The following is a 25515-nucleotide window of genomic DNA, read 5'->3' as shown; positions in this document are numbered from 1 at the left end:
TTCCGTAGGATGGGTGTAGCAAAGCGATACCCATGCGGTAGCCAACCGCTCCGGGCATTCAAGCCAAAGCAACGACCTCAACAAGGGGTAACTGCAAACTACTCACCCAATCGGCCGCCCAATACACCGCTCAAAGATGCGCACCAACGCCCCGTAATCACAGAACACCGCATCAATGTTGGCGCTCAGCCACTCGCCCTCCTCCACCGGCCACCAACTGATCTCGTAGCCCGCATTGATAATGAGATGCTCGAACAGAATGCGCTGGGCCCGGCCGTTACCATCCCGGAAAGGGTGGATCATGTTCAGGTCGCCAAAGTGCTCCGCGGCTGCGGCAACCAGGTCGCCACGGTCGAGCCCTTCGAGCCAATTGGCATCGGCCAAGGACAGAAAGATCTTGTTGGCCTCGGCCTCGACTCGGGTCACATGGCAGAAGTGAGTGCCGCCCTTGGAGATATCCACGCTGCGCAACTCCCCCGCCCAGTCATACAGGTCCCCGAACAACTGGCGGTGAATGCGCTGGAGCGCGGGCAGATCGTAGGGAGGTGGGGAGAATTCGATTTCGCTGGCAGCGATTTCAGAAAGGCTGCGCTCCGCTTCATTGAGCGCCTGGTCATCCAGCAGGCCCAGGCGATTGCGAAGGACCATCGTACCGGGGTAGCAGTACGGGTCCTGGCCTGTACCGTGCTTGTCGGCCATCAGTCCTGCCTGGCGCGGTACGTACTCAGCACGGACTCACGGGAAGGCAGCTTGCGCTCGGCATCGGCCGGCGTCACATCAAAGCCCTCCAGTCGCAGGCTGGCCACGTAATTGGATTGGCGTGCCTTGGCGTAGTAGGCCTTCTTGGCCTGCAGGGACGGGGTTGGCATCGGCGGGCCTCTCTCGCATTCGAGGACGCAATTATAGCGGATGAGGTTTTGGACAACCCAATGGGAGAAAGTGCGCAAGCTCGATGCAGGCCCCTGCCCTGCCGGCGAGGTCATCACGCAGCAGCGTGGCGGGATAAGTGGACAGCTCCAGGCAGTTGGATGACTACCGGGAGCTTGCGCGCGCCGAGATCAGCGAGCTTTGTCATAGATGCGACACCTGGTCGCAATGGACACCTCGCAGAACCATGACATGCTCCATGTGCATACACGAAGGCGACTTCGACGGTTCGGAAACGATCGGTTTCAACTTCATGTTCGCGACGTCGGCTATTCGCAGCTATCAGAATTGTTCGGTTCATCACCCCAAATCAGGAGGTCCGCCATGAGTGCACGCTTTTCGGTGAAACGGGTCCCACGCGTAGGCGTCAGAGGGATCAAGAAGGGTGAGGATCACGGAGCAAACGCGCTGGATGCCTGCTGGTACCGGATCATCGACCGAGCAACTGGCGACTTCGTCGGTGGAAGGCATGCAGAACAAGCCCTGGCGCATGATGAGTGCGAAAGGCTGAACAACAGGACGAGATGTGCGTGATCGTGCTACCTGGTAAAGCCCCGTTTGGTACGGGGCTATTGCAGGTCGCCAATCCATCTGCCTATTGACGCGAACACCCCGCCCTTGAGCTCCCTGATAAACACCGCCAGCAGCTCCGCCTGATTGCCAACCCCGAGCTTCTCGTAGAGGTTCTGGCGGTGCATCTTCACCGTCCCCGGCCTGACGCCCGACAACCCGGCATTCGCGCCAGGTGTACCCCTGCAATGCCAAGCGGGCGACCTGACACTCACGCGGGGTCAATACACTCGGCCCAAACGGGTCCAACGCATTCAGCTGGCTTACATGGCCGACAGAGGCATGGGGGCATTGGAGTATCGCCCAGTCATCGAGCGCACCACCGACAAGGATGATATTGACCTGACCTATGCCCCTGTCCGGGGATATGCGGATGAGCACACAACCTCTTTCAACGGTACCGGCCTGGCCACCCGCAAGAAGCTGAAACAGGTTTGCGCGCCCTTCCGCTACCTAAACCCGGATATCTACCATCGAGCAGACCCTCGATGCCGTGAACTGAAGATCGACTCCGAGCAACAGAAAGTGATTCAACGAGCATTCGACGAGATCCGCGAACGCCTCGGCTAACGCCAGGGATTATCCGCCGCTGACATAGCCTGGAGAGTGTCCAGGAAAGCCGGGGCGATTCACCCGTAGCAAAGCAGGAACAGCCCTTGGGAATTCTTGCTCACGGAAGTGCGCGGCCGAGATCGGAATCCGAGTCATTGTGGAGGCTCAGCTCCGACATGACGTGGGCGAATTTCAACGAGCTGCTAGGCTTGCAAGGGACAATTGCGAGAGGCTTGCCACGATGGCAGATACGGACAGATCCAGCCTGGACAAGCGACACGAAACCCGCCTTTTCCTCTTTCTGGTCATCCTGCTGTTTCCGCTGCTGTCGGTCGCCCTCGTGGGCGGCTACGGCTTTGTCGTATGGATGCTGCAGCTGATCATGGGACCGCCCGGTCCGCCGGCTTGAAGGGAGTAGATGTCCTTATGCCCGGCACCCTGCATATCGCCAGCCTGCTGGTTCACTGCCGCCCCGAGCTGATGCCCGCTCTGCTGCCTAATCTCGCCCGGTTGCCGGGTGTGGAGGTTCACCGCCACTCCCCGGAGGGAAAGCTGGTGGTAGTCCTCGAGGTCGAGCATGAGCGGCAAATCCTGGACTGCATCGATCAGATCCAGCGACTGCCCGGCGTACTCAACGCCGCACTGGTCTATCACGAGCTCCTCAGCGCAGAAGGAGACACCCCATGAGCATGACTCGCCGTGAATTCGCCAAGGCACAGGCCGCGGCCATCGCCGTCGCTGCCGCCGGCCTGCCGATTGCCACCACCGCCAGCAACCTGATCACCGACGCCGAGAATACGAAGCTGGATTGGAACAAGGCGCCGTGCCGGTTCTGCGGCACCGGATGCAGTGTCATGGTGGCGACCCGGGACGGCCGTGTGGTGGCCACCCACGGCGACGTCAAGGCCGAGGTGAACCGGGGCCTCAACTGCGTGAAGGGTTACTTCCTGTCGAAGGTGATGTACGGCAGTGACCGCCTGACCCAGCCGCTCCTGCGCATGAAGGATGGTACCTACCACAAGCAAGGCGAGTTCCAGCCTGTTTCCTGGGACCAGGCCTTCGCCATCATGGCCGAGAAGTACAAGGCGGCGATCCGGGAGCACGGTCCCGAGTCGGTGGGTATGTTCGGCTCCGGGCAATGGACGGTGTGGGAAGGCTATGCCGCCAACAAGCTGATGAAGGCCGGCCTGCGATCCAACAACATCGACCCCAATGCCCGCCATTGCATGGCTTCGGCGGTGATGGGTTTCATGCGCACCTTCGGCATGGATGAGCCCATGGGCTGCTACGACGATATCGAGGCCACCGACGCTTTCGTGCTGTGGGGCTCGAACATGGCCGAGATGCACCCGATCCTCTGGACCCGGGTCACCGACCGCCGTCTGAGCTATCCCCACGTCAAGGTCGCGGTGCTGTCGACCTTCGAGCATCGCAGTTTCGAGCTGGCCGATATTCCCATGGTGTTCAGCCCGCAGACCGACCTGATCATCCTCAACTACATCGCCAACCACATCATCCAGAGCGGCGCGGTCAATCAGGAGTTCGTGAGCAAGCACACCCGCTTCGCCAAGGGTGTCGACGACATCGGCTACGGCCTGCGCTCTACCGACCCGCTGGAGCAGAAGGCGAAAAACGCTGACAAGGCCAATACCTGGAGCGACATTTCCTTCGAGCAGTTTGCCGAGTTCGTCAAACCCTACAGCCTGGAACGAGCCTCCAAGGAGTCGGGGGTGCCGGCCGAGCGCCTCAAGGCGCTCGCCGAGCTGTATGCCGATCCCAAGCGCAAGGTGGTGTCGTTCTGGACCATGGGCTTCAACCAGCACACCCGTGGGGTCTGGGCCAACAACCTGATCTACAACATCCATCTGCTCACCGGAAAGATCAGCGAGCCAGGCAATAGTCCGTTCTCGCTTACCGGCCAGCCTTCGGCCTGCGGAACCGCGCGGGAAGTGGGCACCTTCTCCCACCGTCTACCGGCCGACATGCTGGTGGCCAATCCCAAGCACCGCGCCACTGCCGAGAAAATCTGGAAGTTGCCGGAAGGCACCATCCAGGAGAAACCCGGCTTTCACGCCGTGGAGCAGAGCCGCAAGCTCAAGGACGGCGTGCTCAAGGTGTACTGGACGCAGGTCAGCAACAACATGCAGGCCGGGCCCAACCTGATGCAGGAGATTCTTCCCGGCTGGCGCAACCCGGATGCGTTCGTGATCGTATCCGACGTCTATCCCACCGTTTCGGCCCAGGCCGCCGACCTGATCCTGCCCAGCGCCATGTGGGTGGAGAAGGAAGGGGCTTACGGCAACGCCGAGCGGCGTACGCAGTTCTGGCACCAACTGGTCAAGGCTCCGGGTGATGCCAGGTCCGACCTGTGGCAACTGATGGAGTTTTCCAAACGGCTCAACACCGACGAGGTGTGGCCTGCCGAGTTGCTGGCCAAGGCTCCAGAGCTGAAGGGCAAGAACCTGTTCGAGGTGCTGTTCAAGAATGGTCAGGTCGATCGCTTCCCCCTCAGCGAAATAACCGAGGGCTATGCCAACGATGAGGCAAAGGCCTTCGGCTTCTACGTGCAGAAAGGGTTGTTCGAAGAGTACGCCGCATTTGGCCGGGGGCATGGCCACGACCTGGCGCCCTTCGATGCCTATCACGCGGAGCGTGGCCTGCGCTGGCCGGTGGTTGATGGCCGGGAAACACGCTGGCGCTACCGCGAGGGTCACGACCCTTACGTGGAGAAGGGTAGCGGCGTCCAGTTCTACGGCTACCCCGACAAGAAAGCGATCATTTTCGCGCTGCCCTATGAGCCGCCAGCCGAAGTGCCCGACAAGGACTATCCGTTCTGGCTCAGCACGGGCCGCGTCCTCGAACACTGGCACACCGGGAGCATGACCCAGCGTGTCGACGAACTGCACAGGGCCGTGCCAGATGCCCTGGTGTACATGCACCCGGACGATGCCCGTGATCTGAAGGCGCGCCGGGGTAGCGAGATCAAGCTGGTCAGCCGGCGCGGTGAAATCCGCGCCCGGGTGGAAACCCGTGGGCGCAACAAGCCGCCACGCGGCATGGTGTTCGTGCCGTTCTTCGACGCAAACAAGCTGATCAACAAGGTCACTCTGGATGCGACCGACCCGATCTCCAAGCAGACCGACTTCAAGAAATGCGCTGTGCGCATCGAACTGGTCAGCCTGGCGTAAGGAGCACGACCATGAAGATCCTGCCTCTGCTGCTTGTCCTGTTGGTTGCCGGCGTACAGGCCGCCGATTATCCGCTGGATGCCCCCGCCCCGGACGGTCGTCGCCCCGGCGGCACACTGACCCGGACGCAACCGGCGCCGCCCTTGGCCGCCGAAGAAAACAAGGACATCAAGCGCGAGCGTATCTACCCGGATCAACCGCCGACCATTCCCCACTCCATCAGCAGCTACCAGGTGGACAAGAACAGCAACAAGTGCCTGTCCTGCCACAGCCGCGCCAACGCCCCGCGCAGCCAGGCACCAATGATCAGCATCACCCATTACATGGACCGTGACGGCCAGGCATTGGCTGCGGTTTCCCCGCGCCGCTACTTCTGCAACCAGTGCCATGTGCCCCAGACGGACGTAAAGCCGCTGGTGGAGAACCGGTTCCGCACCATCGACCAAGTGCTGCAGGACGAAGTGCAGCGCGCCGGGCAAACGCCGTGAGGTGTGCATGAAAGCCTTGTCAGCCCTGCTTCGCCAATACTGGACCGTCCTGCGCCGACCGAGCGTGCATTACAGCCTGGGTTTTCTCACCCTGGGAGGTTTCATCGCGGGCATCGTTTTCTGGGGTGGCTTCAACACCGCCCTGGAGGCGACCAATACTGAGACCTTCTGCATTTCCTGCCATGAAATGCGGGAAAACGTCTTCGTCGAGCTGAAGGACACCATCCACTACAGCAATCGCTCCGGTGTGCGCGCCACCTGCCCGGACTGCCATGTGCCGCATCAGTGGACCGACAAGATCGCCCGCAAGATGCAGGCGTCCAAGGAGGTCTGGGGAAAGATCTTCGGCACCATCAACAGCCGCGACAAATTCCTCGAAAAACGGCGTGAACTGGCGGAGCACGAATGGGCACGGTTGAAGGCCAACGACTCGCTGGAGTGCCGCAACTGCCACAACTTCGAGTTCATGGACTTCACCCGGCAGAGCGTCAGGGCACGGCAGATGCACTCGACGGCATTGGCCGGCGGCAAGGCCACCTGCATCGACTGCCACAAGGGGATCGCCCATCGGCTGCCGGACATGAGCGGGGTTCAGGGCTGGTAGCACCTATCCGTAGCCAGGTCTCGCGCACTGCACTGATCGCCGCTGCCAACTGTGTGGGACAAGACCGAGCACAAGCACGATAACTTCTCCAGAAGCGATTTTCACTGAAATCAGGAGACCAACCAATACCACTGCCCAACCGGCAAACCACTACGCGGCGCATGGCGCCCCTTCACCCGAGAAATATCGCGGGTGACCAAGGCCAACACCATCATCTACCGCTCCGCCAGCCCCACTGCGCCTGGCGCATTTCCATGCCAGGCGAGCCGGGGGCATGCCCGGAACCGCGATGCCGAGCAGTTCCGGATGCTTTTCCAGCTCACGGAGCTGCGCCACCGAGACGTGCCCCTCGACGAATTTCCATTGATCACTGCGGTGTGGCAGGAGAACAGGTGCGGTACTAAGCCCGGGCACTGCTTGAGCGTGCTCATATTCGGCCCGACGTGGTCGTTCACGCTGAAGCCGTTGGCCTCCAGATACCTGATCCAGCCCTTACCGTAGCAGGGGTCGCGGTAGACGCCGAAGGTAGTGGGCGATGGAGGCCATGAACAGCACGGCCAGGGCAGTCAAGCGAAGTGCCTTGCGCATGATGCTCCCCTCTCAGTGACAGCAGCAGGAACTGCCGCCGCAGCCGCCGGCCTTGCCAGCTTCCGGAGCCCGGGCCGAGGCTTCTACCTTGGCGGGATAACCGGCGTCCTGCAGTGCAGCCAGCAGCGCCTGGACATCCGCGTGACCGCTGACGCGCACCCGGCCTGCAGCGAGATCGACCGACACTTCTGCCACCCCGGCGATTGGCGCCAACGCGGCACTCACGTGGCGGACACAGGAAGCGCAGCTCATACCTTCAACTTGCAGTTCGACGCTTTTCATCGTGGTAACTCCTGAGCAAGAAAACCCTTTCTGCCCGCAGCGCAGCCCGGGCCCTGAAACCATCCTCGACCTTGCCACGGCGGGAAGGTCAAGCCAGCCGAACCTCGCCGTCGAGCGAAGCCTTGCGCAGACGCAGAGCATTGAAGACGACCGATGCCGAACTCACGCTCATGGCCAGCGCCGCCACCATCGGCGACAGCAGATGTCCGGTCAGCGGGTAGAACAGCCCGGCCGCCAACGGAAGCCCATGGCGTTGTAGGCGAAGGCGAAGGCGAAAGTGAGGTTCTGGTGCATGTTGCGGACAGTCGCCATGGGCAGGCTGCGGGCGCGAAGGATGCCGAGCAGATCGCCCTTGACCAGGGTGACCTGCGCGCTGTTCATCGCCACATCGGTGCCAGTGCCCATGGCGATACCGACATCGGCGCGTGCCAGGGCGGGCGCATCGTTGATGCCGTCGGCGTTGACCCGCCGCGCCGTCCTGGGCGCCAGACCGAGCAGGGACTTGATGGCCGCAGAGGTCTGCGAGCGTGCCTTGAGTTCGAGCATCTGCCCCAGCAGGGTGAGCGAGATGATGACGGCAGCGGCCTCGAAGTAGACGCCGATGCGCCCCTCCATCATGAAGTTCGCCGGGAAGGCCGCCGGCGCCAGGGTGGCCACGACGCTGTAGAGATAGGCAGCGGAAGTACCGAGGCCGATCAGGGTCCACTTGTTGGGACTGCGCTGGAACACCGAGCGCACCCCGCGAACGTAGAAAGGCCAACCCGCCCAGAGCACGACCGGGGTGGCGATCGCCAGCTCGACCCAGTTCTGCGTGGCGCCATGGAACAGGCCCAGGGCATGTCCGCCCATGGCCAGCAGCGTGACGATGATCGTCAGCGGTAGGGTCCACCAGAAGCGCCGGGAGAAGTCCCTGAGTTCGGGGTTCTCTTCCTGCCCCAGTTCCGGAAACATCGGTTCCAGGGTCATGCCGCACTTGGGACAGTTCCCAGGTCCCTGCTGGCGCACTTCAGGATGCATAGGGCAGGTGTACCAGGTGCCGCTCGCAACCGGCGGGGGGTTGGCCACCTCCTCGCGTGCGGCGGCGCCATAGAGCTCCCGTGCTGCCTTGAACTTCGACAGGCACTTTTCGCTGCAGAACCGGTAGGTCCTCCCGGCGTACTGCAGGTGGTGGGAACTGTCTGTTTTGACTGCCATCCCGCAGACCGGGTCTTTCACTTCGCCGAGGGCGGTGCCGTTCCCGGGTAATGGGTGTTCGTGATCGTGCATGAGTCAGCCTCTTTCGTCGTCCCTGGGGGCGTTGTCCGTTCCACTCCGATGGCCGTGGCCGCCGTGGTGATGGCCGAACAGATGCATCAGGGGGCACAGCAACAGGATCGCGTACGGCAACAGCAGAGAGATGTGGCCATAGTGCTCACGGGCCAGGTAGAACAAGGCGATGATCAGCAACATGCCCAGGGCGATGCCGGGCTTGCTGCGCCAGAAGGAAGGCCGAGGCCGATGGGATGGAGGGGAAGCGTTCATGAGCATTCTCCAGGGGCGGATGCGGTGTGCCCCGCCTTGGCCTGGGGATGCCTCCGCCACCAGGCCATGACTGGGGCCACGCCGTGCGATTACTGGACGGGCGTCCGGGTCGGCTGCTCCATGGAGTGATGCATGGGCATGTCGTTCATGCCCGACTGCCCCATCATGCCGGCCTGCTGATCCATCATCCGCATCATCATTTCCATCATCTTCATGTGCCGCTCCATGTCCTTGCCGGCGCAGCCGTTCTGCATCATGCCGAGGCCGTCCTTCATTGCCAGCATGCCGTCGTGCATCGCCGCCTGCCGCTCCTCCGGGGTCTTGGCGGCAGCGATCCTGTCGTGAATGGCTTGCATCTTCTCCATCTGCTCAGCCATGGCCTTTTCCTGGCCCTGGTCCGGTACCGACTTGCTTTCGGCTTTCGCCGGAACCTGGTCGGGGTGATGTTCATCGGCAGCCGCGGCAAACAGTGGGCTGCTGATCAACAGGGCGGCGACAAGCGATCTGATGGTCGTGTGCATGACGATCTCCGGATATTTGAACGAGTGGAATGGAGCACGGCCACGCCTTGTCGTACAGGCGCAGCGAGACTGCGCGCCCGGAGGACCGGGCGCACGGAAGACAGGTCAATCGTCGAAGCGGACGAAACTCAGGCGCGCCGGCGGTCGAGGTGGTGCAGGCAGATGGATGGCTCGCGCGCCGAAGCGCGGGGGGATGACGGCAGACAGGAGGAATGCCGGAAGTATCAGGAGAACCCAGGAGCCCAGGTCGAAGGAAACATTGCCCGGCGACAGGTTCAACGTGGACGCACCATCCTCGCAGAATTGCAGACAGCCGCTGGCATGAAGCTGGTGCGATTGATCATGCGTGCTGGCCAACACCTCCGCATGAGTGAACACGGGATCATGCGGAGGGTAGGAAAGGCAGCCATGGCTTGCAGCGAGCCCGAACGCCAGCAACCACAGCACCAGGGCCATGCGGAGTAACGTGCGTTGATGGATCCGGAACCAGGACATCTGTTCAGCCCGCCGAAAAATCAAGCTCAACGCTAGCGCCCGCAGCGTTGTGCCATTTGATCTACATCAAGGGAAGCCGTTGGCTTTGCGACAGTCAAGCTGCTCGTTTGGAGGCTCGCCTTGGGTCGAAGGCCCGGCGGCCGCCGCAAACCGCCTTTTCCAACGAAAGCGGTCGATGGCAGCCGTTCGCTGCCTGCCGATGCCGGTCCGGAGCGGTCTCCGAGTAACGAGTGCCCTGCGCTAGCCCAAGCCAATGGGCGCGTCGCCATGCTCTCGCTACGGAGTCACACCGGTGGTGTGGCAGCGGGCGCGTGCCTGGCCATCAGCTCCACCATCCATTCGATGAATACACGCAGCTTGGTGCTCACGTGCCGGTTCGGCGGGAACGCCAGGTGCAACGGCATGGGGTCGAGTTGCCAGTCATCGAGCAGGGAGACCAGCAAGCGGACCACGCGATCGTAGTAGACGGCGCCCTCGGCGGTCACATTCAGCTTGCGCGTAGTGCGGTTGATCAGCCTGACGCGCAGCCGCGCCTCCAACTGCTGAACCAGTTGCGTCACGCTGGTCCTGCTCATGTGCAGCGTTTCGGCAGCCTTGGTGAAACTGCCGGTTTCCACCACACGCGCAAATGCCTGCATTGCATCGAAACGGTCCATTGACGCTCCGGTGACTCGGGAATTGTTTGGAATTTAAAAAAAGTGATGGCCGGGGTTGCTCGTTTATCCACCCAAGGTACCGCCTCAACCTCGCTCCATCGTTGAAACCGGGGCCGCTTCGGCCCCTTGATGGAGAAAATCGATGGCAATGCGCAAGTTGTTTTCCCCTCCGGGCGCCAGGCGCTGTACGAGCGGAATCGCTATTCGCCGGCAATCCGCAGCGATGGCCTGCATGATCTGCAGCCGGCGCGACATCGAGGATGTTGCCAACTCTGAGGTAACTCGTTCGATGCGTAAAAATATTTCATCGAATATTGCAGCAGTATCGACTTATCATCAGCGATAAAATAACGGCAACTCCAACCTTCCTTTGGTCAAAGTATGCTCGAACATCAACAAGCCACGCGCTCCCGGATCCGCTACTGGACGAGCATCCGGCATAGCTCGATACAAGTCTTGACATAGTAGTTTCCGACGCCAGAAGCCACGGACCGGCAGTCACTTGCGTTAACTATGGAGAGGCTCGCGTCCTGAGGAACGATCAAGAGCCGCGCCTATGACTGCCAAGACAAAAGTAGGATGCAAAAATGAACATCAGGCAGCTTCAACATTTCCTGGCCGTTATGGATACGGGTTCGCTGAGCGCTGCTGCCGAAGCAGTCCACTTGAGCATTCCCGCACTTTCCAGAAGCCTCAAGACCTTGGAAGAGGAGCTCCGGGTATCTCTTTTTGACCGAACCAATCGTCGCTTGCGCCCCACCCCTTACGCTTGGGTGTATGTGGAACGAGCTCGCCGTATCGTTTTTGATGAGCGGGAAGGAGCCCGGGCTCTTGGCTTGATGAAGAACGGTGCCTATGGACCGCTTGCCTTCGGGCTCGGGTCATCCATAGCGAATGACCTGCTTGCTCCTTTGATCCAGCAATTGATCTCAAGCGGCCCGACATTGAGAATTCAGGCCCAGGTTCAAAGCACTGACGTCCTGCTGGATTTTCTACGTAGAGAGAAGTTGGACTTCTTTATTGGCGACGTCAGCTCGGCGGCTAGTTCGACAGATCTCCATTCAGAGCCGTTGCATCAGTGTACGTTCGGGTGGTTCGCAAGGCCCGACCATCCACTTGCAGGTAAGCAGGGCATTACAATCGATCAATTGAAGATGTATCCCATTATAGGATCAGGTTATGCCAGTGACATCCTGGCATACAGCATGGCCTCGCTTTATGGCCTGGAGCTTCCGCTGGAGAAAAACTTCTCCGTGAACATAAATAATGTTGAGGCCCTCCACAAACTGATTGCGTCCACGGACATGATCGCCCCTTCTACTTACGTGGCGATGCTCCAACCGCTGAGGGTCAAGTCCGTTGCGCCCCTCGATGTTACTCCGGCGCTGAACCTCGACATGAAGCTGGGCATTATCAGACTGGCACTTCGCACGCTTGTGCCGTCCTCCCATCAGGCGTTTGAAATCATAAGGAACTATTTTTCAAACATTGAAGGCGAAATATCGCAATATATTTTATCGAATTGAGTCTTCAGCTAACCGCCCGGGCGGAAGACTAGGCCCATTCATCAGAGGACGGTTCATACCTTTTGATCATCGGCTATTGGGCGGCATCACGAATAAAAGTCCACGTTCGTAGAACGTGGACTTTCTTTTAGTCCCCTATAAGGGGGGCACCTCGGGGCAGGCTACCGGCGTGTAGGAGCGAACTTGTTCGCGAACGGTCCGCGCATGATCTTTCGCGAGCAAGCTCACTCCAACAGAGACTCCGACTTTATCCTGCTACTCGGGGTATTTCGATCGTCACAGGCAGGGCCTGTAACTCATGACCACTTTCCCAAGGTCAAATCAACCCGGCTCAGAACAGGGAGAAGGGAAAGGTCGAAACGATGCGCAACTCGTTGAAACTGCCGTCGGCGTGCCTCTGGCTTGCGCGGTGCTGGGCATAAGCGGCCATGAAGTTGGCGCCCTTGATCGGCCCCGACTGCACCACGTAGTTCAACATGCCAGCTACTTCATGATGATCCAGATCCTTCTGCAGCAGGCCGATGCCATACAGGCCACCCGCGCCGCCACGATAATGGCTACCGTCGATGTCCCAACCCTTGACGTACCAGATCGAAGTGGTCAGCCCGGGGATGCCTTGGGCGGCCCAATCGAAACCGTACGTCAGGCGGAGCGACTTCTCGTTCGGCCCGTTGTATTCGGAGACCAGGGCGTTGGCCAAGTTGATCGCACCGGAGTCGCGCACATAGTCAAAGTACTCGTCTCCATCGATCTGCTGCCAAGCCAGGGTGAGCGAGTGACTCTTGTACTGACTGGTATAAGCCAGACTGTAGGCGTGGTTGTCGATGGGGCCGCCCTTGGCGCTACCTGAGTCTTCAGTGAAGTAATAGTTGGCTGCCAAGCGGTGACGCAATGCGCCGTCGCCGAACCCTTGGCTCGCCCCCAGGTAATAGCGATCCCAGATGTCATCCAGATTCTCGTACCAGAGCGAGTACTGGCCACCGGCCCAGGGCTTGTAGTCGAAACCGGCGAACGACACCCGATCGCTAGGGATGTCGGCCAGGGTGTATTGGGTTCTGAGTTTCTCACTGCCCGCCCCTACGCGCGGACTGGCGCGATCAAAGGTGCCGGCCTGGATGTACAGATTGCGGAAGTCTTCGCTGGTAAGCGCGAACCCCTCGTAGGTCGACGGCAGGGCACGAGAGTCAGAGAATCCCATGACTGGATTCTTGACGTTGAAGCGACCCGCCTTGAGTTCGGTATTGGCAACCCGAAAGCGCAGGTTCGCGACACCCAGCTTTCCCCAGTTGGCCACTACATCGCCGTCGTCTTCAGTCAGCGTGCGGTTGCGCCCGCCGGCCACAGCCCCCTTGCCACTTTCCAGCGCCAGGGCATTGAAACCAGCCACGTCCAGGCCGAAGCCGACTGTCCCCTGGGTATATCCGGAGCTGTACTTGAAAATCGAGCCCTGCACCCAGGTATTGCGATCATGGGTTGGCTCCAGCCAGCCATCTTTCTTGATGACGAAAGTACTGCTGCCCTTGGCGACTTCCCGCGCATACCAGTTGCGAGTAGTGAGCGACAGGCTGTCTTCTTCGAAAAAGCCCTTGGCCCGGGCCTGATTGCTCTTCATCTCGTCCTGTTGCGCAAATGCCGGTGCAGCCACCGCCGAAATCACACATGCACAGCCGAACAAGCCAACCCTATTCATAAATACACCCTTTGTAATTATTAATTATCATGAACAGGCAGAAATTTATTTGCCTATTATTCTTCTTCTACACAAAGCCCCGTTGCGCCCAAGCGAGATCCGCTCGGCGATTCGTTATTTTGTGACGAGCCAACTGGATTAACGACAAACTAAATGGGAGGCCCGCTTTCAGCTTGCGAAGCGAACCTTCTTCTGAAAATCACTTGGAGAATTTTATGACAGCACTCACCACCCGCAATTCTTCAGCAAGTACTGCCCATCAACCATTAATTAGAATGCACATCGACATTCTTGGACTCAGGCAGCAAACGCATGGCAAGAAGGCTAATGATGCTCATGCCGACAAAATACCATGCAGGTGCCAGAGGGCTGCCGGTGGTAGAGATCAACCAAGTGACAATGAATTGGGTAGTACCACCGAATATTGCCGTACCAAAAGCGTAAACCATCGACAAGCCAGTACTACGAACCGATGCTGGAAGCAACTCCGGAACCTGTACAAGTCCAGCGGTAGCAAACATCGCGCTCAAGGCCGCAATCATCGTATTGACAACAAATAGCGCAGGCAGCCCCGGTGCATTCACCATCCACAAGAAGAGCGGAACGATGAGCAGAGTCAGTGCAATCCTGGGAACCGCATTGACGATCCTGCGCCCATATCTATCGCAAAGCGCTCCTCCAATAAGGGCAAAAACAAATGTAACGAGCCCTCCCAACAGAACACTACCTTGCGCAACTACAGCCGGCAGTTTCAAAACCTGAACGGCATAGCTGACCATGTAGTTACCAATCTGGGACGCGACGCCAATGGACGCAAAAAGCAGAACACCCAGGATAAGAACTTTCTTATGATCCTTGATCACACTTCCAACAACTTGAGTGCTGGTTCTACCTTGAGGACCTTCATGGGTTTCCGGCAAGGTTCTACGAATGTAGATGGCGATAGGAATCAGGACGAGACTCAGAAAGAACGGAACCCGCCAACCCCAGCTTTCCAGTTGTTCCTGGCTCAAGTTCATTGACAGGGCGACACCAAATAGACCACCTACCGCAACAGCAAGCCCTTGGCTTGCGATTTGCCAACTTGAATAAAAGCCTCGGCGCGCCGGCGGAGCCGCCTCGATTAACAGCGCAGTGGCCGGACCGATTTCCCCTCCAAGGGCCAAACCCTGAATCAAGCGACAAATTACTACTATGAGCGGGGCGGCAATACCGATAGCCTGATAACTGGGCGTTGCAGCCAGGCCAATCGTGCCAATCGTGATAAGTGCCACAGTGAGGATCATCGCAGGCTTACGACCTGCCCGGTCGGCATATGCCCCGATCAGAATCCCTCCCAGGGGGCGTGCAAAGAAGCCAACGCCAAAGGTCGCTACAGCGGCCATGAGGCTGCCGTACTCTCCGGCAATCGGGAAAAATGCCTTTCCGATATAAACTGCGAAATACGCATAAATAACGAAGTCATAAAATTCGAGCGCATTTCCAGCCACCGCGGCCGCAACCGCCCTCTTGCTGATAACTGCACGGCCAAGGTCTGCTTCAGACACATCCTGCCCGCCGTCTGTAGATGAAGATACTGCTAAGTTAACCATGCCACGATCTCCTGGCGATCAAATCATCAAGCCACTCAAGAATCCTATTCAGGATAGCCACACGTCTCGCCCTCAAGCCCTTTTAGAGCTTGAGTGAACACCACCTCAGCCTGTTCCCAGACCTTGGCATTCCACTCGGGCTCATTTGGGTAGAAGGCTTCCTTGAGGCGACTCCTGACTTCCATAGCTTGTGGAATGGAATAATTACCGTACCGGTACAAGCAATGATCTGCCCGGAGTGCACTGATGATCTTCTCCAGTGGGTAAGTACCATACTCAAGGCAAATCCCGACGTGCTTTGCTTTGCTGCACTCTTCAGTCAAAGCCACTTGCACGGGCCCACTCATTGGCACGCTGGTAGATGTTCCGGCATTTACGTTGGTAATCTCTCCCCACCATTTCTCGGCAAGATCCAGAGCGCACTCATCAAAGCTGGCGAATATCTTTTCACCATAGCCATAAGGACCTAGGCCAGTATGGATGTCTATTGACGCAAGCACTTTCGCTTTCGATGCGTACTTTCTAAAAACCGCCCTTACCGTAGAATTACTCCAGACAGGTTCCTTTCCACCGAACCACATCCCATCGGGAAACTGATATTGCCCCATGGAGATCGCATGCTGCAGGGCCTTTTCGCCATTTTTCAAGCGATAGTCATGTAGTGCTTCGTCGCTGCGGGGAGGCCAATTTTCTGGCAGCAGAGCATCATGAAGCTCCGCATAACCTGGGTTCTCAGGTAGTGCGGATACAAAATCCACGAAATTCCTGTTCAGGTCGACATTTTCCTGAGTCACTCTTCGCAGATGCGAAAACCCATGAGGATTTATGGCGTGAACGTATAAAATCGCTGTTTCGGCCGGCCTGGAATAATCGGCCCGAATCAAGCCTGTCTGCACCGCCGAACCTGCAAACCCTTCTACGCCATGCACACCGCTGATAATGACGAGGAGCTTTGATGCATCCAGTGGACCATCTATTGCCACATCGCAGGCAAGTGCTTCACCTTCCGCGCCTTGCAGATCCAGTTCATAGCTATCAACAAGAAATCCTTTTGCCTGCGCTGAAGCCAGGAACTTCTCCCGCGACTCTGCATAAGTCTTGCTGAATATTTCAGATATGTTTTTCTTTTTCATTGAAGTCCCGCTTCAGCTTTCACTTCCAAGACCCAAGCGAACAAGCGAACGTCTTCGACATGCATCGCCAAAGGCTTTGAATATTTCACGAGCCAGAACGCTATCATTGACTCGCATTTCAGGATGCCATTGAACGGCCAAGGCGAAACTTGTCGCCCCCTCAACCGAGAACGCTTCGATGAGTCCATCCCCGGCTACGGCCTCAACCTTCAAACCCAGGCCTAACCTGGCCACTCCTTGATGATGAAGAGAATTTACTTGAGCGTTACTCTCAGAATGAATTTGAGCGAGAACACCATCTGGGGTGATATCTACCGAATGACTGTCCTGATACCACTCCAGGATCGGCCTGGACCGGTCTCCCTCCCGATGATCGATAGCGCCGGGGCGTTCATGGACAGCGACATCCAATGTTCCGCCCCAAGCAACATTCATTTCTTGAAATCCGCGACAAATCCCCAATAGCGGTATACCTGCCGCAACCAGGCTCTTCACAAGAGGCAAGACAATAGCGTCGCGCGCCGGATCCAAGAGCTCGTCATTTGGGCTTGGCACTTCTCCGTAGTGACAGGGTGAAACATTCGAAGGACTCCCTGTCAGTACCACTCCATCGACATTCGCGATCAAACTCGCAATGTCGATTTCCAGTGGGGCAGCAGGCAACGCCAGCGGTAGCGCATCCGCAACATGCGCTACCGCGTCAACATATCCGTGAAGAAGAGAATGAGCTGGATGGCCATAGCGTTCCACCCGATCAGAAGCAATTACTACCAGCGGCTTGGTAATAGCTGAAGGCACTGATTCTTTGATCATAAAAAAGTACTGGGCCGTCTTATTGAAGTGGCCCGAGTCTAGGAGTGGGCTAAATTTAAGTAAATTGCAATTTTCTGCAATAACATTTGCAATTCATGCAAACAAAATGCGCACCCAGACGCGCTGCTTATCCGGCCCACGGTGCCCGGAGAGATGCAGATCCATGCGCTGGTACCGGCCCAGGCGATCGACAAAGGCACGCCCGGCGCAAGTTCTTCGACCTGCACGTGGCGAACAAAAGCCAACTGGTCGAGCAGGCACTGCACGCAATTACCGACCTGTACGAAATCGAATGGCAAGCGTGCGACTAGAGCGATGAAGAGCGCCGGCGAATACGGCAGGAGAACGCAGCTCCCATCCTCGAAACACTGCATACCTGGAGGCTGGCCCAGCGCGACTTGGTGCCTGAAAGGTGCTGGACTACAACTTGAAACGCTGGGTAGCGCTGACGCGCTACCTGGATGACGGCGCGGTGCCCATCGACAACAACTATCCGGCCGTGGGCACTGGGGCGCTCAAACTGGCCGTTCGCCGGGTCGCTGCGCAGTGGCAAGCGGGCGGCAGCGATCATGAGCCTGATTCAGCCGGCGCGGATGAATGGGCACGATCCATATGTCTATTTGAAGGATGTGCTCACGCGGCTGCGAACGTAGCGGGCTATTGAGACTACGCAATTACTACCGCATAACTGGCCACCGCCTGCTGGCTTGACTCATGACTCGTGGGGTAGGGAATGCTCATTGTCTTCAGCGGCCTTCCAGGTACATCGAGCTGAAGGCGATGCGGCAGTCGATTGCCGACAAGGAAAAGCGCGAAGCCGAACTCAAGCAAATGTTGCAGCAGGCCATGGGCAACGCCAGTCGGGCGACCTTCTCCAGCGGTTATGTCAGTTGGCGCAAGGCCAAGGACAGCGTCTGTCTCGATGTCGCCCAGCTTCTCAAGGACAAGCCATACCTGCAGGCCAAGTACCCGCTGCTGAAACCCGGCGCCCGGCGCTTCCTAGTCGGCTGATTCGTCCCTCTTTTCATCCCCTTCCCCCTTGGCCATCTCTGCGGCTCGCGCTGTGGGGATGGCCTTTTTCATTTCCAGGAGAACCACCATGTTGAAAGGTCTCGCACTCATCCCACCAGCGCTCGGTCGCATTTCCATCGGCAAGGTCATCGAGAGAAACGGTAAGCGCCTGCCGGAGAAGGATGACCAGTTCACCATCACCTCCCAAGTACAGAGCAAAGATGGCTGGCTGTTGCATCCGCTCAACGACGAGTTGCGCCAGGGCAAGGAAGACAAGCTACGCAGCATCCCGGTAGGCCTGCTGTTCAACGAACCAGAGCTGAATTTTCGTGCTGACTACACCTTGTTCGACCGGCTATCTGGACGACCACTGTGTGTCGGCAATGGCGAATCCTGTAAGCGTGTCACCCCGGATGGCAGGCAATCCCTGCCCTGCCCTGCCCTTCACCGGATGCCTGCCCGCTGGCCAAGGGAGGCGCCTGCAAGCCTTACGAACGACTGAACGTGCTCATTGGCGACGAGGATCCGCTGGGTAGCTTCGTTTTCCGCACTACCGATTTCAACAGCATCCGCAAGGGGTTTTTCTTTTCCAGCAAGCGCTACTTCAGCATATGTTCCTGACTTTCGGCGAGAAAGCGCCAGACTGCCGGGTCCTCCCCTAAAGCCGCGTTGAAACGCAGCCAGGGTGAGGCCTCCAGGTCCGGCCGGAAGATGCAGCCGGGCGACAGCAGGATATTCTGCTTGAGCCCTGCCCGGGTCAGCGCCACAGGATCAAAGCCTTCCTGCCCGCTACCAATCCACAGGTACGGCGCCGGTGCGATGGGCGCCCAGCATTGCCAGCCGATCTGCTGCAATTGCTGGCGGGCGAACACCTGGGCTTGCAGCAGCCGATCACGCAGTTTCTGGCAACGTTTGCGGTGAGTACCATCGGTCAGCATCTGCAACGCCAGCTGTTCGCAAACCTGCGAGCTGTAAAGCCCAGTGGTCATCTTGTAGTGCAACAAGGCTTCGGCCACCGCGGGTTCGGCAGTGACGAAGCCAACTCGCAGCGAAGGCGCCATGTCTTTAGAAACGCTGCCGATGTAAATCACCCGCTGCAGGTTGTCGAGGGCCGCCAGCGGTGGCTGATTGTTTTCCGCGAGCTGGCCATGCACGTCATTCTCGACAATCCAGCAATCATGGGCATCGGCCAGTTGCAGTACACGATGAGTCACCGCCGGGCCGTAGCTGGCCCCGGTCGGGTTCTGCAACCACGGGTTGGTGAAAAAGGCCTTGGGGCGATGACACGCCAGCAGTTCGCCAAGCTTCACCACATCCGGCCCCTGCGGCGTCCAGGGCACCCCGATGATCTTGACCTTCTGATCGCGCAGATTGGCCAGCAGGTTGATATAGCCCGGGTCATCTACCAACACGCAATCACCGGGTTGCAGCAAGGTATTGATCACCATATTGAGGGCTTGGCTGGCGCCATGGGTGAGCACAATGTGTTCGCATTGCGCGGGCACCCCTCGTTCCCCCAAGTGACGCTGTAGCCATTGCCGTAACGCCAGCACGCCATGAGACTTGCCGTACTCGGCAATCAGCCCCGAGCCACGCCCAAGGCTTCGCATGGCCAGTCGCAGTCCGGGCTCATCCAGCCATGCCTCCGGCACACCGCCGCTACCCGGTTGCAGGGCATCCTCATCCGGGTTGAACCCATCATCGAGCAGCCAATAGACGTCCCTCAACGGCGCTGCGCTGCGCTGCTGCTCGATACTGGGCGAGGTCTGGGCGACAAAGAACCCGTTCCCTCGGCGCACCTCGACATAACCCAACGCGACCAGACGATCGTATGCCTGCACCACGCTAAAGGTACTGACCTTGAATTCCTTGGCGGCAGCGCGAATGGAAGGCAAACGCGCGCCCTGGGCCAACTTGGCCTGCTCGATCAACTGGGAGAAGTGCTCTACCAGTTGACCGATGCGCGACATTTTTCGAGGCGAACTCATTGAAGTGTGTAGCCTTTTCGACCAATACAGGTGCGCTCATTTTAGAAGCCGCTGTGTATGGAATGAAAGCGCATATCGGGTAGCTTGGCACTCAGCAACCGTGCTCTACAAAGCAAGCTGACACCGCTCACGAATATCAACTGGGCAATGCTCGCTTCTTTGCCAATTACTCGTCTGAACCTCCTACCTGGATATCTGCCGTGCAACAACAACGACATGCGCTTCTCACGCAGACCCTTGGCACACAGCGTGAGATCATCAGTTTCCATTTCGGCCCCCAGCGACAAGGCAAGAAAGTTTACTTGCAGGCCGGCCTGCACGCCGACGAGCATCCCGGCATGCTGGCTTTGCATCACCTGAAACATCACCTCCTTGAACTCGAGGCTGCCGGCCGCCTGACAGGCGAAGTGGTACTGGTACCCATCGCCAACCCGATCGGCCTTGGCAATTATGTATTCGGCCGCCAACTAGGGCGCTTCGAGCTGTCCGGCCGAGAGAACTTCAACCGCAACTATCTGGATCTCGCCGCCCTGGTACGCGAGGAGATCGCCAATGCTCTGGGCAGCGATCCTGATGCCAATGTCGCGCTGATCCGTCGCTGTATCCGCAAACGCCTTGACGCCCTCAAGCCAGGCACCGAGCTTGAATCCTTGCGACACACGCTGTTGCGACTGGCCGGCGATGCCGACTACGTCATCGATTTGCACTGTGACAGCGAGGCCATGGTGCATCTTTATGTACACAGCGAACAGCAAGAGCAAGCACGAGTCCTGGCAGGTTTCACCGGCGCACATGCGGTTCTGCATACCACCGAGCAAGGAGGCCCGGACGCCAGGACTTATTGTTTCGACGAGTCCTTCACCACCCTCTGGGACAGGCTGCAACGGCAGTTCCCGGATTTTCCGATTCCGCTGGCTACCTTTTCCGCCACGCTGGAGCTGCGCGGACGGCATGATGTCAGCCAGGAGCAGGCGATGCACGATGCCGACGCGCTGTTGGCCTATCTGATGCACGTGGGGCTGATCGCCGATGCGCAGGTCAAGGTGCCAACCCCCTTGTGCGACCCGACGCCTCTGGCCGGGGTGGAGATACTCAATGCCCCCCACTCCGGCGTGGTCGCATACCGCGCACCGCTTGGCAGCAAGGTCGAGCCGGGCTGCGCACTGGCCGATGTCATCGATCCCATCAGCGGCCAGGTCACCACCCTCTATAGCAATGTCACTGGCGTTTTCTATGCGCGGGTCATCGAGCGCTTCACCGAAAGCAACACCGAGCTGACCTTTGTCGCCGGACACGAACCATTACGTTCGGGCTCGCTGCTATGTGCCTGACGATGATTCCAGCAATGCCGAGCGAGGTGATAGCCATAACCACAAGATAAACATTCGGTTTCGCTACTTTGCGTCATGCACTTCCAGTCGCAGTATTCAGGCGCTACAAGCGCTCAATAGGAATAAAACAATGAAAAAAACCCTTCTGTCCCTTTCTGCGGTGGCGCTTTGTGTCGCAGCTGGTTCCGCTTTGGCCAAGGAGTACAAAGAACTGCGCTTTGGCGTCGACCCCTCCTATCCGCCATTCGAGTCCAAAGCAGCCGATGGCAGCCTGGTCGGTTTCGATATCGACCTCGGCAATGCAATCTGTGCCGAATTGAACACCAAGTGCAAATGGGTCGAAAGCGACTTCGATGGCATGATTCCCGGTCTCAAGGCCAACAAGTTCGATGGCGTCATCTCTGCCATGAGCGTTACCCCCACCCGTGAGAAAGTCATCGATTTCTCCAATGAGCTTTTCTCTGGCCCGACGGGGCTGGTCTTCAAGAAGGGTGCGGCCATCAACAACGACCCGGCCTCTCTGGCGGGCAAGAGAGTCGGTTACGAACAAGGCACCATCCAGGAAGCCTATGCCAAGGCCGTACTGGACAAGGCCGGCGCCGAGATCCGGGCTTACGCAAACCAGGACCAGGTCTACGCCGACCTGATCTCCGGCCGTCTCGACGCCTCTCTCCAAGACATGCTGCAAGCCAGGCTGGGCTTCCTGAAATCCCCACGAGGCGCCGGCTTCGACGTCAGCCAGCCAGTCGAGAGCGAGTTGCTGCCAGCGAAAACGGCGGTGGGCATCCGCAAGGGCAACGCAGAACTCAAGGCTTTGCTGGACAAAGGGATCCAGGCGTTGCACGACAAAGGTATCTATAGCGCGCTCCAGCGGAAGCACTTTGGCGATCTGAACATATACAGCGGCAACTAATGGCCTTGCGCCCATCGCTGGATGCGTGATGGGCGCTTTCTCGATTGGCATAGGGGTGTTCGATGTTGGAAAACCTATTACAAACGCCAGGGCTCTCTGGTTCAAGCCTTGAAGGTTTTGGCCCGCTGTTGCTCCAAGGGACCTGGATGACGGTCAAATTGTCCTTTTTGTGCTTGTTGGTGAGTGTTGTACTGGGCCTGTTCGGCGCCAGTGCCAAGCTGTCCAAGTCCGTGCTTTTGCGTATACCCGCCCAGGCTTACACCACGCTGATTCGTGGGGTGCCGGACCTGGTACTCATGTTGCTGATCTTCTATAGCCTACAAACCTGGCTAAGCGACCTCACCACCCTGCTGGGATGGGACCATATCGAGATAGACCCCTTCAGCGCGGGGGTCATTACTCTAGGTTTCATTTACGGTGCCTATTTCACCGAGACGTTTCGCGGCGCGATTCTCGCCGTGCCCCGTGGGCAAAAGGAAGCTGCAATTGCCTATGGCCTAAGCCGCACCCAGTGCTTTTTCGTTGTGGTGTTTCCGCAAATGATGCGCTTCGCCCTGCCGGGCATCGGCAACAATTGGATGGTGGTCCTCAAGGCCACGGCACTGGTCTCGATCATCGGCTTGGCCGACCTGGTCAAGGCGGCCCAGGAGGCAGGCAAGAGCACCTATCAACCCTTCTACTTTCTGCTGGTGGCGGCGTTGATCTACCTGTTGATCACCACGCTCTCAAACCATGTCCTCAAACGCCTGGAAACCTTCTATTCGGCTGGCGCTCGGGAGGCCGCACGATGATCGAACTCTTGCAGGAATATTGGCAGCCCTTCCTTTACCACGACGGTCGTCAATTCACCGGCCTGGCCATGACACTGTGGCTGCTCAGCGCTTCGCTCTTCTTTGGTTTCATCCTATCGATCCCGCTGTCGATCATTCGGGTTTCACCCCATGCCTGGGTGCGCTGGCCGGTCCAGTTCTACACCTACCTGTTCCGGGGTACTCCCCTGTATATCCAGTTGCTGATTTGCTACACCGGGATCTACAGCATTGCCGCAGTACGGGAGCAGCCGCTCCTCGATAGCTTCTTTCGTGATGCCATGAACTGCACCATCCTGGCCTTCAGCCTGAATACATGCGCCTACACCACGGAGATTTTCGCCGGTGCGATCCGCAACATGCACCACGGCGAAGTCGAGGCCGCAAAAGCCTATGGCTTACGGGGCTGGAAACTCTGTGCATACATCATCATACCGTCAGCCTTGCGCCGATCGTTGCCTTACTACAGCAACGAGGTGATTTTAATGCTGCACTCAACCACCCTGGCCTTCACTGCCACCGTGCCGGATATCCTCAAGATTGCACGGGATGCCAACTCGGCCACCTTCCTGACCTTCCAGTCCTTCGGTATCGCCGCGGCGATCTACCTGGCGATCACTTTTTCTCTCGTCGGCCTGTTCCGCCTCGCTGAACGCCGTTGGCTGGCGTTCCTTGGGCCAAGTCATTAATTCCGGATATTTGCACATGTACAAACTGACCATTGAAAACCTGAAAAAAAGTTACGGTAATCATGAAGTCCTCAAAGGCGTTTCCCTTAACGCCAAGTCCGGTGATGTGATAAGCCTGATCGGCGCCAGTGGCTCGGGCAAGAGCACGTTTCTGCGCTGTATCAATTTCCTGGAAACACCCAACGACGGCGCCATGAGCCTGGACAACCAGCCGATCCGCATGATCCATGACAGGCATGGCATGCGCGTGGCCGACGCCGATGAGCTTCAACGCTTGCGCACCCGACTCGCCATGGTGTTCCAGCACTTCAACCTGTGGAGCCACATGACCGTGCTGGACAACATCACCATGGCCCCGCGTCGGGTATTGGGCATCAGCAGGAAGGATGCCCAGGAGCGAGGCCGGCACTATCTTGACAAGGTGGGCTTGCCAGCACGCGTCGCCGATCAGTACCCGGCGTTTCTCTCCGGAGGCCAGCAACAGCGCGTCGCCATCGCCCGAGCCCTGAACATGGAACCGGAAATCATGCTGTTCGACGAACCGACCTCGGCCCTGGACCCGGAACTGGTGGGCGAGGTGCTCAAGGTTATTCAGGGGCTGGCCGAAGAGGGGCGCACCATGATCATGGTCACCCATGAAATGGGGTTTGCACGGAAAGTGTCGAACCAGGTGCTGTTTCTGCACCAAGGGCGGGTCGAAGAGCAAGGCGCGCCTGAGGATGTATTAGGCAACCCGAAAAGCGAACGCCTGCAACAGTTCCTCCGTGGCAACCTGAAGTAGCCCTCTCATCTGCCCCAGGAGCGTTGTGGCAAGGATTTGCTGAATCGGGTTGGCCTTGCGACGAAATACGATGCCTACCCTGTTCAACCTTCAGGGGGCCAGCAACAGCGTGTGGCTATCGCCCGCTCCCTGGCCATGGATCCGAAAGCCATCCTCTTCGATGAGCCCACGTCTGCGCTTGATCCGGAGCTTGTCGACGAGGTGTCAAGTGTGATGAAGAGCCTCGCCCAGCAAGGGATGACCATGGTCGTCGTCACTCATGAAATGGGCTTTGCACGCGCCGTTTCCGATCGCACCCTGTTTCTGGAGGGGGGTAATATCGTTGCTCAGGGGCCATCTGCCGAGATCCTCGGCAACCCAACCAATGAACGTATGAGAGACTTCCTCAGCCGCGTTACCCACAGCTGAGGCGCGGTAATCTGCAGCACCAGCAAACCCCTTGAGGCTCACGCTTGAAAGGGGTTTGGTTTTTCCGGGCGTCCTGTCAGAAATCCCCACGCAAGGTCAGCATGTAGCTACGCGGCGTGCCGTACGTGGTGCCGCGGGTCCAATACCCCGACGCGTGTCGCGCGCCACGGTCGTGCGGATTTCTCCACCCTTTCGTATACGTTCGATCACCGGGGCCGCAAGCCATTGGCGAATCACCGCCAGTACCATTCCATCCGCGACACGACGCGCAACACAGCGCATCAGGCGGCCGTGGGGAATGGTGTTGAAGTAGTCGGACAGGTCAGCATCCACGACGTCCCTGGCACCCCGCTGGGCAATGCCAAAACTGCTTTAGCAGGAGCTAACCCAGACTGAGAGGCTGCTATCGAGCTTCGAATTGGTGATTTGATCGTTCGTA

General features: G+C 58.5%; 24 protein-coding genes and 9 pseudogenes. 18 read left to right on the top strand and 15 right to left on the bottom strand.

Annotation, left to right across the window (positions count from 1 at the left end; all coding sequences use genetic code 11):
- Nucleotides 1–102: 102 nt before the first annotated feature.
- The 3 genes from ACFPU0_RS23150 to ACFPU0_RS23140 all read right to left on the bottom strand — a co-directional run bounded on the left by ACFPU0_RS23150 (nucleotide 103) and on the right by ACFPU0_RS23140 (nucleotide 1631).
- A complete protein-coding gene (locus ACFPU0_RS23150; RefSeq protein WP_377695630.1) occupies nucleotides 103–699 on the bottom strand; it encodes a putative adenosine monophosphate-protein transferase Fic in 597 nt (198 codons plus the stop codon).
- Nucleotides 699–869, bottom strand: coding sequence for a YhfG family protein (locus ACFPU0_RS23145; RefSeq protein ID WP_377695629.1), 171 nt, complete (start codon nucleotides 867–869; stop codon nucleotides 699–701). Before ACFPU0_RS23145 ends, ACFPU0_RS23150 begins: the two co-directional genes overlap by 1 nt.
- Before the next feature lie 627 nt (nucleotides 870–1496).
- Nucleotides 1497–1631 (bottom strand): hypothetical protein, encoded by a 135-nt coding sequence (locus ACFPU0_RS23140; protein ID WP_377695628.1) that lies wholly within the window; start codon nucleotides 1629–1631, stop codon nucleotides 1497–1499.
- A gap of 133 nt (nucleotides 1632–1764) precedes the next feature.
- On the opposite strand from ACFPU0_RS23140, the gene ACFPU0_RS23135 reads away from it, so the two are divergent.
- From ACFPU0_RS23135 to ACFPU0_RS23105, 7 genes and pseudogenes are all read left to right on the top strand, one after another.
- Nucleotides 1765–2067 (top strand): hypothetical protein, encoded by a 303-nt coding sequence (locus ACFPU0_RS23135; protein ID WP_377695626.1) that lies wholly within the window; start codon nucleotides 1765–1767, stop codon nucleotides 2065–2067.
- Between the two features lie 223 nt (nucleotides 2068–2290).
- Nucleotides 2291–2458, top strand: a complete 168-nt coding sequence (gene napE / locus ACFPU0_RS23130) for a periplasmic nitrate reductase, NapE protein (RefSeq protein WP_377695625.1) — start codon at nucleotides 2291–2293, stop codon at nucleotides 2456–2458.
- Nucleotides 2459–2475: 17 nt separating this feature from the next.
- Nucleotides 2476–2736 carry a chaperone NapD gene (locus ACFPU0_RS23125; RefSeq protein ID WP_377695624.1) on the top strand — a complete coding sequence of 87 codons (261 nt, stop codon included), beginning with the start codon at nucleotides 2476–2478 and terminating at the stop codon, nucleotides 2734–2736.
- Nucleotides 2733–5237: a nitrate reductase catalytic subunit NapA gene (gene napA, locus ACFPU0_RS23120; protein ID WP_377695623.1), complete on the top strand. Its 2505-nt coding sequence runs from the start codon at nucleotides 2733–2735 to the stop codon at nucleotides 5235–5237. The genes ACFPU0_RS23125 and napA overlap by 4 nt, the downstream gene beginning before the upstream one ends.
- A gap of 11 nt (nucleotides 5238–5248) precedes the next feature.
- Nucleotides 5249–5725, top strand: a complete 477-nt coding sequence (locus tag ACFPU0_RS23115) for a nitrate reductase cytochrome c-type subunit (RefSeq protein WP_377695622.1) — start codon at nucleotides 5249–5251, stop codon at nucleotides 5723–5725.
- A 7-nt stretch (nucleotides 5726–5732) separates the two neighbouring features.
- A complete protein-coding gene (locus ACFPU0_RS23110) occupies nucleotides 5733–6329 on the top strand; it encodes a cytochrome c3 family protein (RefSeq protein ID WP_377695620.1) in 597 nt (198 codons plus the stop codon).
- Nucleotides 6330–6368: 39 nt separating this feature from the next.
- Nucleotides 6369–6557, top strand: a pseudogene (locus ACFPU0_RS23105) (IS5/IS1182 family transposase); the annotation flags it as partial.
- On the opposite strand, the pseudogene ACFPU0_RS23100 reads toward ACFPU0_RS23105, so the two are convergent.
- The 7 genes and pseudogenes from ACFPU0_RS23100 to ACFPU0_RS23070 all read right to left on the bottom strand — a co-directional run.
- A pseudogene (locus ACFPU0_RS23100) lies at nucleotides 6541–6895 on the bottom strand (DUF411 domain-containing protein). The pseudogenes ACFPU0_RS23105 and ACFPU0_RS23100 sit on opposite strands and share 17 nt — an antisense overlap.
- A gap of 34 nt (nucleotides 6896–6929) precedes the next feature.
- On the bottom strand, nucleotides 6930–7199 hold the full coding sequence (locus tag ACFPU0_RS23095; RefSeq protein ID WP_377695619.1) for a heavy-metal-associated domain-containing protein: 270 nt from the start codon (nucleotides 7197–7199) through the stop codon (nucleotides 6930–6932).
- 88 nt (nucleotides 7200–7287) lie between these two features.
- Nucleotides 7288–8393, bottom strand: a pseudogene (locus ACFPU0_RS23090) (heavy metal-binding domain-containing protein).
- A gap of 75 nt (nucleotides 8394–8468) precedes the next feature.
- Nucleotides 8469–8720, bottom strand: coding sequence for a DUF2933 domain-containing protein (locus ACFPU0_RS23085; protein WP_377695618.1), 252 nt, complete (start codon nucleotides 8718–8720; stop codon nucleotides 8469–8471).
- An 89-nt stretch (nucleotides 8721–8809) separates the two neighbouring features.
- Nucleotides 8810–9241, bottom strand: coding sequence for a hypothetical protein (locus tag ACFPU0_RS23080; RefSeq protein ID WP_377695617.1), 432 nt, complete (start codon nucleotides 9239–9241; stop codon nucleotides 8810–8812).
- Nucleotides 9242–9346: 105 nt separating this feature from the next.
- Nucleotides 9347–9697, bottom strand: coding sequence for a hypothetical protein (locus ACFPU0_RS23075; RefSeq protein ID WP_377695616.1), 351 nt, complete (start codon nucleotides 9695–9697; stop codon nucleotides 9347–9349).
- Nucleotides 9698–10158: 461 nt separating this feature from the next.
- Nucleotides 10159–10392: pseudogene (locus tag ACFPU0_RS23070) on the bottom strand (LysR family transcriptional regulator); the annotation flags it as partial.
- A 129-nt stretch (nucleotides 10393–10521) separates the two neighbouring features.
- Between ACFPU0_RS23070 and ACFPU0_RS23065 the strand changes: the two are divergent.
- Together ACFPU0_RS23065 and ACFPU0_RS23060 are read left to right on the top strand one after the other, a co-directional pair.
- Nucleotides 10522–10623 (top strand): annotated as a pseudogene (locus ACFPU0_RS23065) (hypothetical protein); the annotation flags it as partial.
- Between the two features lie 356 nt (nucleotides 10624–10979).
- Entirely contained in the window at nucleotides 10980–11918 is a 939-nt protein-coding gene (locus tag ACFPU0_RS23060) for a LysR substrate-binding domain-containing protein (RefSeq protein ID WP_377695615.1), read from the top strand.
- Between the two features lie 331 nt (nucleotides 11919–12249).
- On the opposite strand, the gene ACFPU0_RS23055 is transcribed toward ACFPU0_RS23060, so the two are convergent.
- From ACFPU0_RS23055 to ACFPU0_RS23040, 4 genes are all read right to left on the bottom strand, one after another.
- On the bottom strand, nucleotides 12250–13608 hold the full coding sequence (locus ACFPU0_RS23055; protein WP_377695614.1) for an OprD family outer membrane porin: 1359 nt from the start codon (nucleotides 13606–13608) through the stop codon (nucleotides 12250–12252).
- 266 nt (nucleotides 13609–13874) lie between these two features.
- Nucleotides 13875–15200 (bottom strand): MFS transporter, encoded by a 1326-nt coding sequence (locus ACFPU0_RS23050; RefSeq protein WP_377695613.1) that lies wholly within the window; start codon nucleotides 15198–15200, stop codon nucleotides 13875–13877.
- A 44-nt stretch (nucleotides 15201–15244) separates the two neighbouring features.
- Nucleotides 15245–16333 (bottom strand): M14 family metallopeptidase, encoded by a 1089-nt coding sequence (locus tag ACFPU0_RS23045; RefSeq protein ID WP_377695612.1) that lies wholly within the window; start codon nucleotides 16331–16333, stop codon nucleotides 15245–15247.
- Nucleotides 16334–16345: 12 nt separating this feature from the next.
- Nucleotides 16346–17146 (bottom strand): gamma-glutamyl-gamma-aminobutyrate hydrolase family protein, encoded by an 801-nt coding sequence (locus ACFPU0_RS23040; RefSeq protein ID WP_377695611.1) that lies wholly within the window; start codon nucleotides 17144–17146, stop codon nucleotides 16346–16348.
- Between the two features lie 197 nt (nucleotides 17147–17343).
- Between ACFPU0_RS23040 and ACFPU0_RS23035 the strand changes: the two are divergent.
- The 3 pseudogenes from ACFPU0_RS23035 to ACFPU0_RS23025 all read left to right on the top strand — a co-directional run.
- Nucleotides 17344–17799, top strand: a pseudogene (locus ACFPU0_RS23035) (IS66 family transposase); the annotation flags it as partial.
- Nucleotides 17800–17908: 109 nt separating this feature from the next.
- Nucleotides 17909–18157, top strand: a pseudogene (locus tag ACFPU0_RS23030) (alkaline phosphatase); the annotation flags it as partial.
- An 88-nt stretch (nucleotides 18158–18245) separates the two neighbouring features.
- Nucleotides 18246–18730: pseudogene (locus ACFPU0_RS23025) on the top strand (hydrolase or metal-binding protein); the annotation flags it as partial.
- Between the two features lie 26 nt (nucleotides 18731–18756).
- Here the strand turns inward: ACFPU0_RS23025 and ACFPU0_RS23020 are convergent.
- On the bottom strand, nucleotides 18757–20127 hold the full coding sequence (locus ACFPU0_RS23020) for a PLP-dependent aminotransferase family protein (protein ID WP_377695610.1): 1371 nt from the start codon (nucleotides 20125–20127) through the stop codon (nucleotides 18757–18759).
- Nucleotides 20128–20345: 218 nt separating this feature from the next.
- Between ACFPU0_RS23020 and ACFPU0_RS23015 the strand changes: the two genes are divergently transcribed.
- The 6 genes and pseudogenes from ACFPU0_RS23015 to ACFPU0_RS22990 all read left to right on the top strand — a co-directional run.
- Nucleotides 20346–21476: a succinylglutamate desuccinylase/aspartoacylase family protein gene (locus tag ACFPU0_RS23015; RefSeq protein WP_377695608.1), complete on the top strand. Its 1131-nt coding sequence runs from the start codon at nucleotides 20346–20348 to the stop codon at nucleotides 21474–21476.
- 130 nt (nucleotides 21477–21606) lie between these two features.
- Nucleotides 21607–22389 carry a transporter substrate-binding domain-containing protein gene (locus ACFPU0_RS23010; protein ID WP_377695607.1) on the top strand — a complete coding sequence of 261 codons (783 nt, stop codon included), beginning with the start codon at nucleotides 21607–21609 and terminating at the stop codon, nucleotides 22387–22389.
- A 62-nt stretch (nucleotides 22390–22451) separates the two neighbouring features.
- The gene (locus ACFPU0_RS23005) at nucleotides 22452–23180 is read left to right on the top strand and encodes an ABC transporter permease (protein ID WP_377695606.1); all 729 of its coding nucleotides are present in this window, start codon (nucleotides 22452–22454) and stop codon (nucleotides 23178–23180) included.
- A complete protein-coding gene (locus ACFPU0_RS23000) occupies nucleotides 23177–23887 on the top strand; it encodes an ABC transporter permease (protein ID WP_377695605.1) in 711 nt (236 codons plus the stop codon). Before ACFPU0_RS23005 ends, ACFPU0_RS23000 begins: the two co-directional genes overlap by 4 nt.
- A gap of 16 nt (nucleotides 23888–23903) precedes the next feature.
- A complete protein-coding gene (locus tag ACFPU0_RS22995; RefSeq protein WP_377695604.1) occupies nucleotides 23904–24668 on the top strand; it encodes an ABC transporter ATP-binding protein in 765 nt (254 codons plus the stop codon).
- 36 nt (nucleotides 24669–24704) lie between these two features.
- Nucleotides 24705–25076 (top strand): annotated as a pseudogene (locus ACFPU0_RS22990) (amino acid ABC transporter ATP-binding protein); the annotation flags it as partial.
- Nucleotides 25077–25515 lie beyond the last annotated feature (439 nt).

Source organism: Pseudomonas sp. GCM10022186 (assembly GCF_042656385.1).
Lineage (GTDB): Bacteria > Pseudomonadota > Gammaproteobacteria > Pseudomonadales > Pseudomonadaceae > Metapseudomonas.
Note: the sequence above shows the minus strand (reverse complement) of the source record. Positions and strands in the feature narration are given on the sequence as shown.